We start from the raw sequence: 13,685 nt of genomic DNA on the forward strand, positions 1-13,685 counted from the left end.
AGTTTCATTATAGCTATTCTTTATCTACAACTAAACAACTGCATCAAGATGCTTACCTGTCACTGACATAAATATAAAATTTTGACTGATTAAATATGGGTTTACCTTGCCTGGATAGTAATCTATTATTGGTTTAAATGTTTCTGGATTAAAACTAACACCACCGGGGATATAGTTGGTCTGTACTTGACCAGGATTATAAGTAATGTCCACATTGTCATATCCCGGATCACCTGTTATTTCGACACTTGGACGTTCCCTAAACACGTTATCTCTCGCAATTTCTGCAAATACATTGCCATCTTTATGGGTAGCCATCATCAGATCACCATTTCGAGCTATATCTGCAATATTTTGCATTGAAATCTGGAGAGAAGATTGCGCAACTCTATCTGTAACTTCTTCAAATCGTGCCTTTCCTAATGCAGACCAAGCTTTGCGTGAGTCAATCTCTAGTGTACCTTCAACTCGCTCCATCTCTATAACAGCTTGCTTCTGAGTCATATTTATAGATGATCGAGGCTGCTCTATACTCTGTTGACCCTTTGTTGTTTCAAGACCTATTCGTGAATATCCTTGCTGAATTTGAATACGGGGGATATTCATTCGTATTCCCCCTTATCTCAGAAAGTCCAGCAAGCTAGGACGTATGATCCGAGCCATGGTGTCCAAAGAAGCCTGATAAACACTTTCAGAAGTTTTAAGATCAATGATCACTTTTGAGATATCTGCATCCTCAACTTTGGACTGCAAACCCATATAGTTAATATTCAGATCACTGAGTCTACTCAGTGTAAATTCCAGACGATTCTGCTTACCGCCCATCTCTGCCTGGGAAGTAATAGTTGTCTCCAGATTTTTCTGTAGTGCAGGTATGGCGCTTTGGATGCCTGCTGTATTATCTGCCAATAGTGCAGCCTTAAGATTGTTCACCACAGCAAATATTCCTGAAGAGTCTCCGAAGGCTCCAAACACTTGCTCTCCTGGCGTATTTACGGACACCGTAATTCCAGCGCCAACTTGATATCTCACTTCACCATTATCTAAGGAATAATTAGTTGTAGTAGGGTCCTCAGGGAATGGTTTTTCATCGGTTCTTTCACCGTTAAACATATACTTCCCCTTAAATTGCGAATTCCCAAGGGAAACCAACTGCTGGTATAGCTGATCCACCTCAGCCGCAATGTTCTCCCGGGCATCCTTCGGCACAGTATCCGTTCCACCTTGCACCGCCAGCTCCGAAAGCTTTTGGATTATTTGCGTAACTTCGGTCATTACCGTATCTCCATACTTGAGCCATGCATCCGCATCATCCGCATTCTGTTCAAACTGCGTTGTCGCTGTGATTTGGCCGCGATATTGAAGGGCGCTGGCAACACCCACCGGATCGTCGGAAGGACGGTTAATGCGGCGTTGGGTCATCATTTGTTCCTGATATTTATCCAGTCTCCGATAGTTGCCCTGAAGACCGCTCATCATTGAGCTGGTCATCATTGATTGTGTTATGCGCATGTCTTACTCCTCCTATCTGCCGACGACGCCGGTACCATTTATTAATTTATCCAGCATCTCATCGATGGTCGTGACCACACGTGATGATGCGCTGTATGCATGCTGGAAGCGGATTAAATCCGACATCTCTTCATCAAGTGATACACTGCTGATCGACAGGCGGAGTGTATCTGCATGTTCTACCAGCAATGTACCATTCTCCACCATCTTAAAGGCGTTGCTGCTGTCCGTACCTAATTTGGAGATAACCGAATGCAGATATCCACCAAAGTCTGTCACATTCGTTATCGCGCCATTGTTGTTATTCGGATTAAAACTAAACGTACGTTCTGACAGCTGCGCGATCAGGAGTGCCATTCCGCCATTCCCTTTCAGAACCACCTCAGTGGTCGTACCGGTATCCGGATCTGTCTTCATTTCGGTCCGTAGGGATGCGCCAATGTTCTTCAGATCGGCTTGAATAGTCTGACTTAATCTCATATTTCCGGCGGTAATAGGACCACCATTAGCCGATACGAAAAAGTCGCCGCCTGTTGTGGCCGGTTCATTAAGGGTATAACCCAGCTTATGTAATCCGTTAAGGCCCTTAACAGTATGCTTCACATCCTGGGCAAGCTTCTGAGGATTGTTTGCATCCATAACTGCATTCGGAATATTCACGCCCGGAGGGAGAATCGTTCCAGCCGGCAGGGTCACTTCCACTTCTCCGTTAGCCAGTGTGTTGGCCATAATGTTCAACTGATTAATATATCCTTGAACATGCACATCGCGGGACGTGACATACCCAGCAATTTCACCGCCAGTCAAAGCTCCAGCAATTGCATTCGTAATCGGCGTGGAGGCCATATCATCAATGACAACCTGGTTACCGAACGTCACCTGATAGATGTCTCCTGTCTCTGTCACGTTCACGTTCCCCAACAATGACAACTGGTCCACAAGCAGATCCCGCTTGTCGCGCAGATCATTCGCATTATCGCCAAGACCTTCGATCCGCTTGATGCTCTGCGTCAGTTCTGAAACTTGCGCGATATAGTTATTGGCCTCCGCAACCTTCGTATCGATGCGAGATGTTAAATTGCCGCTAAGCGTGTTTAACTGCGAAAAGATATGGTTAAACGTCTCCGTTAAGGCGATCGCCTTCTGCTGAACCGCCATACGGGCAGATAGGTCGGTATCGCTCGGATTCTTACTCAGCGTCTGCCACGCAGTCCAAAACTCCGCAATACTTGCGCTTAAGCTGCTATCCGAAGGTTCATTAAAAATCCCCTCTATATTGGAGAGCGTCTCTTGCTGAACGCTCCATGTCGACAAATTCGTGTTCTGATTGCGGTATTCGATATCCAATAGATAATCCCGCACACGTTGGATGCTGGCTGCCTCAACGCCCATTCCAAGCTGACCCGCTGCTTGAGAACGCTGAAGACCCGGGAAAGCGATCGGGTTGGCCGCGACTAGGCGTGTAGTTTGACGGGAATATCCTGGCGTATTGGCATTCGTCACGTTATGACCGGCTGTGTTAATTGCAGCTTGCTGGGCGATTAGGCCCCTCTTACCGATTTCAAGCAAATGAAATGTCGATCTCATCGTATATGTTCCTTTCTACTTATGCCCTGGTATCAAACATGCTTCGGCCCTTGCCAACTGGATTCTGATGCTTCGGGTGCTGATAGAGCAAATCATCCTCTGGACGACTAACTAGCAGATTCAAGCTGTAATCAATAAAATCCAAAGACTGTTCAATCAGCTCCCGGTTGATAGCATTCAGTTCCTTGAGTTCCAGGAGCCTATCCATTAATTGACGCTGTACATCCTGTAGTTCCGATTTCTCTTCCGGGTTAAATACTAGTCGTGTCATTTCAGTAACCGTCAGCTGAAGCTGGGAGCGGATGCCTTTTTCTCGTAAAAAGTCATCTGCGGCATGCTGTCGCAGCGCCTCCGTTTCCGCCACCTGCTTCAGCAGGCGGTTCTCCTTGGTCATGACCGCTGTAAGACGTTCCACATCGTTGTCCAGAATAGCTTGCCTTTTATCTTTCCCTGCCTCTATGAGCTGCTGGTGCAGCTCATCCTGACGCTTCATATAGTCAATTATGGATCTTGCACTCACTTGGACTCACCTGATTTATTGTAGGATTGAAAATATGGAAGCATTTTGTCTGCTAAACGATCAACAGGCACTTCATATGTGCCATTGGCCACAGATTCCTTCAAGCGTTGAATTTTCTCAGCGCGTTCCGGATCCTGCACTTTACTCTGTGCACTCAGTTCCATCGCCTCCGGGGAGATTGATACTTCATCCTTGCGGCGCTTCTTATCGATGTGCTGCTTCTCCCGAGATTCAATATTCCGTTGATACGAATTGATGCCGTTCACACGTCCCGATTCGTTAATCTTCACGCACTATTCACCTCACTTAAAATAAAAGACCGATAAGCTTTACTAAGTTTATCGGTCGGATATGAACCATTGTTAATAGTTCAAAGGTTAGTATTTGCGCAGTTTATCGACTGCACTATAGGTTTCTCTATCTTTACCGGATCTAGTCTGATCTTCCTGGTTACTCGCCGAAGCCTGTTTAAGCTCTCTCGTTAATCGGGTCCGGCAGGACTCACACATATTACTCTCGCGAATCAATGTTCCGCAGACTTCACAAGGATATGCCATGTTCGGAGCGTTAGCGATCGAGATCCGACCTTCCTTGATAAACTTCGTAATTTGCCGCACAGATACTTCCGTAGCCTCAGATACTTCGTGGATGGTTGCACCTTTTTGCTCACGAAGGAAGGTTGCGCATTTCTCATATTCCTTTTCTATAACCTTCATACAATCAGAACATAATTCCCGAATATTCAGCGTATATAACTTGCCACACCGAGGGCAATTCCCCAGATTCATGTTCAACAACCTCCATGCTACATAGAACCTTTGATACCCCTAGATTACATGATCTTAGGCCTTACGTCTATCATTCAAATGAAGATTTCTTACATTTTTCCTATTATGTTTATTTAGGAACGGGCCCAGGTTAAACTGTAAACCTCGATCGGCATGTCTACAATAGATTCATATCTTCGAAGAACCTGTGCACAAGCATCAATCGTACTGCCCGTTGTATAGATATCATCGACCAAAAGGATACGGAATGTTACTGCGGCTCGTCCTTCCATGTACTTTTTCTGTGTCGCTCCAACCTGCCTGCATATGGACCATAACCCTTCGGATGCATGCTGCCAGGGACCGAAAGCTTCCTTCATATCCCTGAGACGATCCATCCGGTTCTTGAAGCTTTGCTTGTCCGTATGGCGTTTACGCTCAAGCAGTTGGACGCAAGGAATTCTGACTCTATGCGCAAGCCCTTGGGCAAGCATTTCAGCCTGATTGAAGCCCCTCTCCTGGAGCCGTTCATCACTTACTGGTACGGAGGTGACCGCATGGATATTCCATGGCTTGGGACTGGCGTTTCTTGCTCTACCAATTCCTAAATGCATATTGGCTTCCCGATGGAGTAAGGTGAACGCTCGCAGCAGCATTTCTATCAAAAGCTCGGCGTACCGCTCATTCCCCCTATATTTGTACTGGGCCAGCCACTCTTTCATCCGGGCATCATAGATTACAGCACTACGGTTCAAAACAAAACTTCGATCCTCCATACCTGACCGGATACAATCGGGACAGCCGATGCCTCGCCCACATCGCAGACATCGCGGTTTCATAATCCAAGGAATTTTCCTGTAGCAGCTCCGGCATATTCCTGGCAGGTCTATATTAAATGATCCCGCTCTTCCACAAGTGAGACAGATTTCATGAATAGGCTTGAGCAATTGATACAGCAGTCCAATTCTCTCGTTAAGCCAGCCAGCTATCATAATGATACCCCTCTCTCAGTTAATAGAAACAAGCAAGCAGTTCACTTATAGAAAACAATTAGTTTGTTTATGATCTGGTTATAGTGGTTTGTTCATCTTCGCAATCGAAGCAGCCGAGTTCCTTATTTCAAGCTTTTATCCTGGGGCATATTCGCTTGACCGTCCTACTTAACTGCCCTATTGATGTGATAATATGCAACTTCTCTCTTTCCCCATCCTGCCGCCTTCCTATCCGTCATTCTCTTTTTAATATGTAGGCTATAACTTCTGTTCTTCAATAAAGTCTTCTTCATTCACTATCACTCTCATTCACTACGCATCCTCTTACCCTACTCAGGCAGCTGTTCCTGAATCGGCCGCAAGTATCCGCCTTTGCTTGCGATTCGGTTCATCGCTTTGATTTGCCGGACCGCCAGGTTCTGGCTCCGCGTCCACTGGGGTGCAGCCAATACCACCCTTCCTGCCGGATCATCCTTGGAGCGGCCTGCCCGGCCGGCCATTTGAATGAGGGCAGCTTCATCAAATAGCTCGCTGTCTGCATCCAATATAAACACGTCACTCTTGGGAACCGTTACCCCGCGTTCGAGAATAGTCGTGGTCACGAGCAGACGAATCTCCCGGTTACGGAAGGACATCACTTTGCTTGCCCGATCAGGATCGATGGAGGAGGTTCCTTCAATCGGCATATTAGCAATAGCTTCTCTAAGCAGCTCCAAACAAGGCTCAATATGCTTAATGCGGGAAACGAACAGAAACACTTGGGCGCCACGGAGCAAGGAGGCACTTAGAGTACGGATCAATAATGTGGGAAGTTTCTTGTCTTGTAAGCAGCGTTTTACGGGAGGCATTTTCAACTTGCGTGGTACAGGCAGCGGATGTCCATGAAAACGTGCCGGAACTTTAGCGTGAGGCAAGCGGCCTGCAGACGCCTCACGCTGCAGCGGGGCCGGTGGGGTAGCAGACAGGTAGATGTATTTTCCGCCTGGCTTGCTCGCCCCTTTAGCGGCATAATCGAGCATGGGATCATTATGATATGGGAATGCATCAATCTCGTCTATGACGACCAGGTCAAATGCGCCGCGAAAACGCAGCAGCTGATGTGTCGTAGCCAGTGTAATGCTTCCTCGCTTCCAGCGCTCGGGACTTCCTCCATATAGCGTGACCACCGTCTCATCCGGAAAAGCCTTGGATAGCCGAGGAGCGAGCTCCAACACCACGTCTCGTCTTGGCGCTGCCACCAAGACGCGTCCTCCCGCATCCAGGATCGACTGCAGCAGCGGAAAGATCATCTCGGTCTTTCCGGCTCCGGTTACCGCCCAGATGAGAAAACGGGCGAGCCCCGCGGAGCCCCCTGCGGGTGGCTCCGCCAAGAACTGCAGCGCAGCGCCAGCGGCGGCACTCTGCGCTGGGCTCAGCCCCCACCGGCCCAAGGTCGCGGTGGGGGAACCCCCGGCCGTGCCCCGCACGGCCGACCCTGCTGTGCCTTGCAGCAGCAGGGCACAAGCGCGGCTGCGCCCCATCGCGAGGCAGGCCTCGCAGTAGGCGCAAGCCGCTGAGCCGCACGCGGCGCATGCCGTGCGGCTCTTGGCCTCGCTGCCGCAACGCCGGCAGCGGGGTGCCCTGGCCCGGCGGCGAAGCCAGCCGGGCGCACCACGCGGGGCGGGCTGGACCAGCCCCGCTTCCAAGTTCAGGCGGCCCAGCAGGATGCCAAGCTGGGCCGCGGAGCGCCAGTCGCCGTGATCCCCGGCGACCTCCGCCAATAAAGCCTCGACCTCGCCAGCAAGCAAGGCTCGTCCTGCCATATATTCAATCAGCAGCTCTGCTTGCTGCATCAATTTGCCCCAGCCTGCCTTGACTCCAGCTGGGCCTTCGTTAACAATCCCTGCCTCTTCGGTTCCCCCCCTCCCACTTCTCTGCACCGGGGTCCCAACCGAGTTCCGTCCTGGATTGTCATCTGGATTCTCAACATATGAAACCAGGGTATGCTTCTCCAGTATTCGAACGTTCCGCACGCAATCCATCCATCTTTGCCTGTTGTTTTCCGGTTCTTGAAGAATGAACATGCTAAGACGCTGATACACATATCGCTGCCATTCTCGTTTTCCCCAATCGTCCATTTCTCTCATCGATCTAAAGCCATTCCGAAGCTCCACGGCCCATCCGTGTGGACAGTTCATGGATAACAACACGAATGGCCCCATACTTGCATTCCGATTCGGTCGCAACCCCATTCCATACCACCACTCCAGATCAACCCTCATATCCAGTGAGAGATAACACTCCCATTTCTCAGAAGTTCGAATGGCGTAGATTACTATTTGCATAACACCAACTCCAATACCCCGAAATAACATGAATTGTTCTATTCGTTTAGTCATTAAGAAGTCATTTGTTAAAGCACACGAGCCCATACTCTGTATGGCCGACAACCATCCAATTATGCCCCGGACTACGCACCGCCCGCACAAGAAGCCAAGGTCAGTATCTAAACAAACCCTCGCTATCCAACATCCTTCTCCTGCTCCATCTGCAATAATGCAAAGCAAAAAGCACACCCCTCGCTCACGCGGTCGGAGTGTGCTTCACGCCTTCATTAATATGAGTAACATCCAAGGGGCCGTAACCACTAGTTGAAGATTATCCCTGTACATAAGGAATGGGGATTGCCTCCAGCGAATTTCTTAGATCAATCCGTATGGTTTCATCTTCATCATGATCAACATCCTGCTGCCGTGCTGTTGAATCACCGGATGTCAGGGTCCCATACACCAATTCGATTCCAGACAAATGAGTCAATCTTTGGACAATCTTCAACGTGTCGTCATACGACTGGTCATCAAGGACGGTGACACGCACGCGCGTCCCGCTCAGCAGGGCATACCATGAAAGGGCTCTCAAATACCATTCTACCTGCCGCTCATGGTTGGACGTGATCAGCACATAATGCCTGCGCCGCCCCGTACCATCACCGGCTCTTCTGAGATGACGGGCATGCATGATATGAACCAGAGCTACAGCGATCCCGTACACCGCGAGTATCCACAGCAGTTGGGCAACCATGAGACTCACCTCCTTCTCTTATCAACAATATATGCGGATCGAGAAGGGTCGGTGACAGTTATATAACGGAAGCCCACACAAAGCCTGGAGGGAACGGCTGAACACCCTGGTCATAAGAAAAACTTATATCGATGTAATTTCTCGGAAGGCAGACCGCGTTTAGAGGTAGTTTTTCTTGCGATATCAAGATATTCTTTGCTTTGCTGCTTATGCAGTCTGATATCTAAAGAAAAACATATATCGACGTTACCTCAAAGCAGTCAGACCACGTTTAGAGATAGTTTATTCTTGCGATATCAAGACGTTCTTTTCTTCATTGCTTACATACATATACACCCTGATATCTTAGAAAAACATCAATCGATGCAAACTTCACACAAGCCTGGCTCCACTTAAACGATATTTTCCCTACAACCATCCTGATGCCTCTTACTTCGCTGCTTCCCCTTTCTATAAATAACAAAAAGGAACCGCCCCTTGGCAGTTCCCTCCCTATGTAAGACGCGTCCGTGCATTCGGAACGACGGTTACAATGTCACCCAGCCATATTTGATCGAGTTGATAACCGCTTGCGTACGGTCGTCCACTTCCATCTTTTGCAATATGCTGCTGACATGGTTTTTTACAGTTTTCTCACTAATGAACAGGTATTCCCCAATCATCTTGTTGCTCTTGCCTTCTGCCATTAGTCTAAGCACTTCCGCTTCGCGTCTTGTCAATGGGTTATTCTCACCAGCCACAAACTTGACTCCCGCTTCACGCGAACCGCCCTCCGCCATGGCGCCTGCTTCATTAACATACGTCATACGACGGAGCTGCTGAATCAACTTGCCCGTTACCTTCGGATGAATAAAAGCATATCCCTCGTGTACCGAACGAATCGCATTAATCAGTGACTCGGCTTCCATATCCTTCAGGAGGTAACCGTTAGCTCCCTTACGGAGCGTTTCAAACACATAACTTTCATCGTCATGAATCGACAGAATGATGACCTTGATCTCCGGGAACATTTCACGCAACTTCTCAGTTGCTTGAACGCCATTCTCGGTCGGCATGTTGATATCCATCAGCACGATGTCCGGCTTGGTTTCGTTACAGAACTCAAGCACTTGAATGCCATCGCCGCACTCGCCGATTACGTCAATGTCGTCCTCCATATTCAGTATACGCTTCAGGCCCTCCCTAAACAGCTGGTGGTCATCCGCTAATAATACCTTTATAATCGTGTTTTCTTTTTCCACATGTTCCATCCGATTACTCCTTTCCCTTTTCTACGTTCGTCGGGATATGAATCACGATCTTGGTTCCTTGATTCTCAGCTGATTCGATCTCCATTCTCCCTTCGAGCAGCTCAACCCTCTCCCGCATGCCAATTAACCCAAAGTGGTCCTTGCTTTTCTGCTCCAGCAAATCGACATTGAATCCCAGGCCATTGTCCTGGACAACAATTTTGACCAATTGCGCCTGGTACGTGATTTCAACAAGCACATAAGTCGGGTAAGCATGTTTTGCAGCATTCGAAAGTGCTTCCTGCACCAGCCGGTAGATGGCAGCCTCCATCGCAGAAGAGAGACGATGCTCTTTACCCCGTGTCTCGAAGATCGTGCGGATTTTCGCCTTCTCTTCATAATCATGCACGTATTTACGCAGTGTGGGGATTAATCCTAGATCATCGAGTGCCATTGGACGCAGATTAAAAATGACTTTTCGCATTTCCTCCAGGCTTGATCGAACCTGGCCTTTTAAATCTACTATTTCGTCCTGCACCATCTTAAATTCCTGCTTTGCCAGCATTCTTTCTACAATTTCCGTCCTAAGAACCAGATTCGCCAACAATTGCGCAGGTCCATCGTGAATTTCTCTGGAGATGCGCTTTCGTTCTTCTTCCTGAGCCAGAATAATCTTCAGGCCAATCACCTGTCTATTCTTCGCAGATTCGATTATCCGGGATACCTGGCCGAGCTCACCGGACAAGTATTCCAGCACGACGCCCATTTGGGATCCGATCGATTCTGCACGCTCCACGGAGTTCTCGACATTCCGAACCCGCTTTTGCAGCTCATCCCGTCTTGCCTTTAGATACATTTCCTTCTCTCGGTAAATCATGAGGTCAAGCTGAAGCTGCGTTGCTTTCTCATACGCCTGCTTGATATCCTCTTCCTTATACCGAACAAAATCCCGGCTGACCGCGGTCAGCCGGATTCGGGAACGCCGGTAATTCAGCTCTAACTGATCTACCTTCTCCAAGGTTTCCGTTGTTTCTTTCAACGTTCGCTGCAGTTCATGATTGAGAGACGCCAGCTCCTGACGCGACGCCTCCAATATTTCGAACATCTGGTATTTGCTGTCCTCCATCACTTGGATGGCATTCTTTATGACACGGTCGATGGCATCGGCTTGATAATCCACGCACTCTACTCCATTTCTAACGTTTCATATACATATCATACCATATCATGATTCGATCGTGACGGTCTTCGTGTTCTTGTCCCATTTTACTTTAAGGCCTAATTGCTCGGAAACGAGACGAAGAGGGACCAAAGTCCTACCTCCTTGTACCATTGGAGCAACAGCGGCCGAACTGCGCTTGCCATTTAGAATGAATTCCTTCTTGCCAACTGTCAGTTCCATAAGCATGCCGCCTCTTAGAACGCCTACCCGTTGAGCCGATTGATTCCAGGTAGCGTGTCCGCCAAACGCGTCGAGCACATGTTTAATCGGAACGTAAGTCGTTCCATTCTTCAAGATCGGTGCCGAATCGATGGCCACTTTTGAACCATTTAACATCATCGATTTTTGTCCGATGGCCATGACGGCTTTTCCAGTCGGAAGCCCCTCATTGCCTGACAGGGATGGCATGGTGAAGCGGATATCATCAAAAGATACAGCACCCGTCAATGCACGCTCGTCCTGACCTTCCTCCACATTAACCACATACAGCCGCTTCATCTGCGCAGGGAATGCGATGTTAGATCCGCTCAGGTCAATGTTCAGTGTCTTCCAGCCACTCCAATCTATCGCTTTAGCCAGATCGACATAGACGGTTTTTCCGTTATTGTCCTTAAGCTCGGCACGCAGCCAGTTCAGGCTGTTATCTCCCTCCACATCGATCGTCATCGACGTCGCTTGTGCAGGAATCGTTTTGCCTGTTGTGCCATTTAATTCGGCGTATGCGTACATCTTCTGCCCTAAACCGCCCGTCATATCATAGGTCAAGTTCAGCACTTTTGATTTGGCTTTTGTGCCGCTGCCATTTTGGATTGCGACGGTTCCAGTCACGGCCGGCACATTGGTCGTGAACTTCACCGGGTAATTAACATTCTCAAAGTTCTCCCACGTGCTCTCACCTGCAGCCGATAAAATAACGACTGTGCTAAAGCCATCGTAACGAGCAATCGCATAACCCACCTTGGTATTGCTATCCACGGAGGATACAGTCAGTCGCCCATCTTGAACGCTGCCTTTAAACCCGACAAACTCCCATTTCAGCGCGCTGCTTGGAACCTCCAGGCTTTGGCCACTGGTCGTTACGGCTGTAACCGGTACTGAGACGCTGGTTCCCGCTTGAAGCGGGGCACTAGATACGCCCGTAGTCAAGGCTGCAATATCCTCAGCACCCAACACCTTCACCTGCATCGTTGCCTTTGTGCTGCCGCTGATCGCTGTCAGTGTCGATGTTCCTGGCTTTGTCGCTTTTATGCTTTGGCCGTTAACCGCTAGGTTGCCATTGCTGGATTTCCAGGTCGGTTTGATGGAGCCTGCTTCGATCGGATTGTAGTAGGTGTCATACCCTTTGAGCTCATACGAGCCCGTTTGTCCGATCAGAAGTGTGCTGCTTCCGCTCACTTTCAAACCCTTCAAGCTGCCCTGAGGCGCTGTAGAGAACACACCGAGCGCGTTAGCAATACTGCGCTGTGTGGTCCCATATTCGGTGTTAAAAGTCAACTGCGTATTCATCTCGGCCAGTGGGCGGTTTACCATCGTCGTTGATCCTCCGCCGTCGAGGTTCATGCCCTTCCAGACCCCAGCCTTCGTCATAAAATCCTGAAGCTGCTGCAGCGTCATGCCTTTACTATTAGAATTGCTTTCGGTAGCTATTAGATAAGCGTAGCGTCCGTCTTTGGAATATCCAACAGCTGTGCGGGCACGACTGCCTCCAAGATCGTTCACGTTTCTTGAAAAAGAGGTTGCTTTCCCGTTATCCACCAGGATCGTATGCCCGCCAATCATCATCTGCAGGTTCGCAGGATCCAGCTTTTGACCGGACTTCTTGGATACAAGCGTATAATCTGCGTGCAGCTTCTCGCCTACGGCCAGATTGTTCTTCACAAACTCTGCTGCTGCACCATGGGTACGAAGAATATAGCTTCCTTTTGGCACTGCAGTAGGCAGACCCGCCATCACCGAAATATCCGTAATAACCCCATCCGTCACCATTACTTCAGTTGGTGTGCTCGAGCTATTCTTCGGCCGTTCCAGTGCCTTCCATGCACTCGTGTATATATATGCGGCATTCACATGGCTGAATTTTGAATCTGTGCCTTCAGGGGTATAAGCTGTTTTGTTTATGCCTGCCAGTGGGAATGTGGCTCCGTTCTCTGCCGTGATGCTTCCCGAAAAAGAATACTCATCCAGGATCGGCTTGCCATCATTCGTTACTGCAAAAGCGTACATTCCCTTAAGCTCTGAAGGTGATGACATCAATTGACCATTCGAAACTTGAGCACCCATAGGCGCACCTTCTGCACCGGTAATAAAGAAATCACCGTTGATGGCTGCAACAGCGCCATTCTCCTTGGCCATTCCGCCTGTGCTTTGTCTCGTTGTAAATTGATTTCCCTGACCTGCCATAACGTCCAGTTTTACATATTTGTTGTGCAAATCGATTCGAATGATATTCGCCAGCGATTTTGCACCTGTGCTCTGGGTATACTGATATTTCATCAGAACCGCACCCGAGGTTATAATCTCCTCACCCAGCTTCTTCACTGAGGTTGATGCCGCATAAGCTACCTGGGAACCAGGTATATTCTCCAGCAACGGTATTCCGCTGCTCAGTACGGGACCCACCCAGATGACTCCCGCCAATGTAACAATCAACCATTTCCTGCTAGTGCTCGTTTTAGTAGATTTCAGTGATTTCCCCTGACTAACCATTTATTCGTAACTCTCCCATCTCTCGTTCAACACGGATGCCGAACAATTAAAGTCTCTAATTAATAGACTTCAATTTTGAGGAAAAGTTAC

At 48.7% G+C, this 13,685-nt stretch carries 12 protein-coding genes; all 12 read right to left on the minus strand.

Translation table 11 applies throughout. From position 1 onward, the window contains the following. Positions 1–30: 30 nt before the first annotated feature. A complete protein-coding gene (locus tag ABEQ74_RS29640; RefSeq protein WP_430125905.1) occupies positions 31–606 on the minus strand; it encodes a DUF6470 family protein in 576 nt (191 codons plus the stop codon). A gap of 12 nt (positions 607–618) precedes the next feature. Further along, entirely contained in the window at positions 619–1,512 is an 894-nt protein-coding gene (gene flgL / locus ABEQ74_RS29645; RefSeq protein ID WP_430125907.1) for a flagellar hook-associated protein FlgL, read from the minus strand. A gap of 12 nt (positions 1,513–1,524) precedes the next feature. Next, a complete protein-coding gene (gene flgK / locus ABEQ74_RS29650; RefSeq protein WP_430125908.1) occupies positions 1,525–3,099 on the minus strand; it encodes a flagellar hook-associated protein FlgK in 1,575 nt (524 codons plus the stop codon). A 19-nt stretch (positions 3,100–3,118) separates the two neighbouring features. Then, the gene (locus ABEQ74_RS29655; protein ID WP_430125910.1) at positions 3,119–3,619 is read right to left on the minus strand and encodes a flagellar protein FlgN; all 501 of its coding nucleotides are present in this window, start codon (positions 3,617–3,619) and stop codon (positions 3,119–3,121) included. Next, entirely contained in the window at positions 3,616–3,909 is a 294-nt protein-coding gene (gene flgM, locus ABEQ74_RS29660) for a flagellar biosynthesis anti-sigma factor FlgM (RefSeq protein ID WP_430125912.1), read from the minus strand. Before flgM ends, ABEQ74_RS29655 begins: the two co-directional genes overlap by 4 nt. Positions 3,910–3,996: 87 nt before the next feature. Beyond that, entirely contained in the window at positions 3,997–4,407 is a 411-nt protein-coding gene (locus ABEQ74_RS29665; protein WP_430125914.1) for a TIGR03826 family flagellar region protein, read from the minus strand. Positions 4,408–4,520: 113 nt separating this feature from the next. Further along, complete coding sequence (locus tag ABEQ74_RS29670; protein ID WP_430125916.1) at positions 4,521–5,141, minus strand: ComF family protein; 621 nt, start codon at positions 5,139–5,141, stop codon at positions 4,521–4,523. A gap of 566 nt (positions 5,142–5,707) precedes the next feature. Next, positions 5,708–7,702: a helicase-related protein gene (locus tag ABEQ74_RS29675; RefSeq protein ID WP_430125917.1), complete on the minus strand. Its 1,995-nt coding sequence runs from the start codon at positions 7,700–7,702 to the stop codon at positions 5,708–5,710. A gap of 313 nt (positions 7,703–8,015) precedes the next feature. Next, on the minus strand, positions 8,016–8,438 hold the full coding sequence (locus tag ABEQ74_RS29680) for a hypothetical protein (RefSeq protein ID WP_430125919.1): 423 nt from the start codon (positions 8,436–8,438) through the stop codon (positions 8,016–8,018). Positions 8,439–8,965: 527 nt separating this feature from the next. After that, positions 8,966–9,688, minus strand: coding sequence for a response regulator (locus ABEQ74_RS29685; protein WP_430125921.1), 723 nt, complete (start codon positions 9,686–9,688; stop codon positions 8,966–8,968). 4 nt (positions 9,689–9,692) lie between these two features. After that, positions 9,693–10,847, minus strand: a complete 1,155-nt coding sequence (locus ABEQ74_RS29690) for a sensor histidine kinase (RefSeq protein ID WP_430125923.1) — start codon at positions 10,845–10,847, stop codon at positions 9,693–9,695. Between the two features lie 45 nt (positions 10,848–10,892). Next, positions 10,893–13,595 (minus strand): phosphodiester glycosidase family protein, encoded by a 2,703-nt coding sequence (locus ABEQ74_RS29695; protein WP_430125925.1) that lies wholly within the window; start codon positions 13,593–13,595, stop codon positions 10,893–10,895. Between the last annotated feature and the right edge of the window lie 90 nt (positions 13,596–13,685).

This window comes from Paenibacillus solani (genome assembly GCF_050475945.1).
Lineage (GTDB): Bacteria > Bacillota > Bacilli > Paenibacillales > Paenibacillaceae > Paenibacillus_AQ > Paenibacillus_AQ solani_A.

Excerpts from the sequence above, each read along its gene's own strand:
- ABEQ74_RS29665 (WP_430125914.1), bottom strand. The coding sequence starts at position 4,407 with ATGAATCTGGGGAATTGCCCTCGGTGTGGCAAGTTATATACGCTGAAT.
- ABEQ74_RS29680 (WP_430125919.1), bottom strand. The coding sequence starts at position 8,438 with ATGGTTGCCCAACTGCTGTGGATACTCGCGGTGTACGGGATCGCTGTA.
- ABEQ74_RS29675 (WP_430125917.1), bottom strand. The coding sequence starts at position 7,702 with ATGCAAATAGTAATCTACGCCATTCGAACTTCTGAGAAATGGGAGTGT.
- ABEQ74_RS29695 (WP_430125925.1), bottom strand. The coding sequence starts at position 13,595 with ATGGTTAGTCAGGGGAAATCACTGAAATCTACTAAAACGAGCACTAGC.
- flgL (WP_430125907.1), bottom strand. The coding sequence starts at position 1,512 with ATGCGCATAACACAATCAATGATGACCAGCTCAATGATGAGCGGTCTT.
- ABEQ74_RS29685 (WP_430125921.1), bottom strand. The coding sequence starts at position 9,688 with ATGGAACATGTGGAAAAAGAAAACACGATTATAAAGGTATTATTAGCG.
- flgK (WP_430125908.1), bottom strand. The coding sequence starts at position 3,099 with ATGAGATCGACATTTCATTTGCTTGAAATCGGTAAGAGGGGCCTAATC.
- ABEQ74_RS29640 (WP_430125905.1), bottom strand. The coding sequence starts at position 606 with ATGAATATCCCCCGTATTCAAATTCAGCAAGGATATTCACGAATAGGT.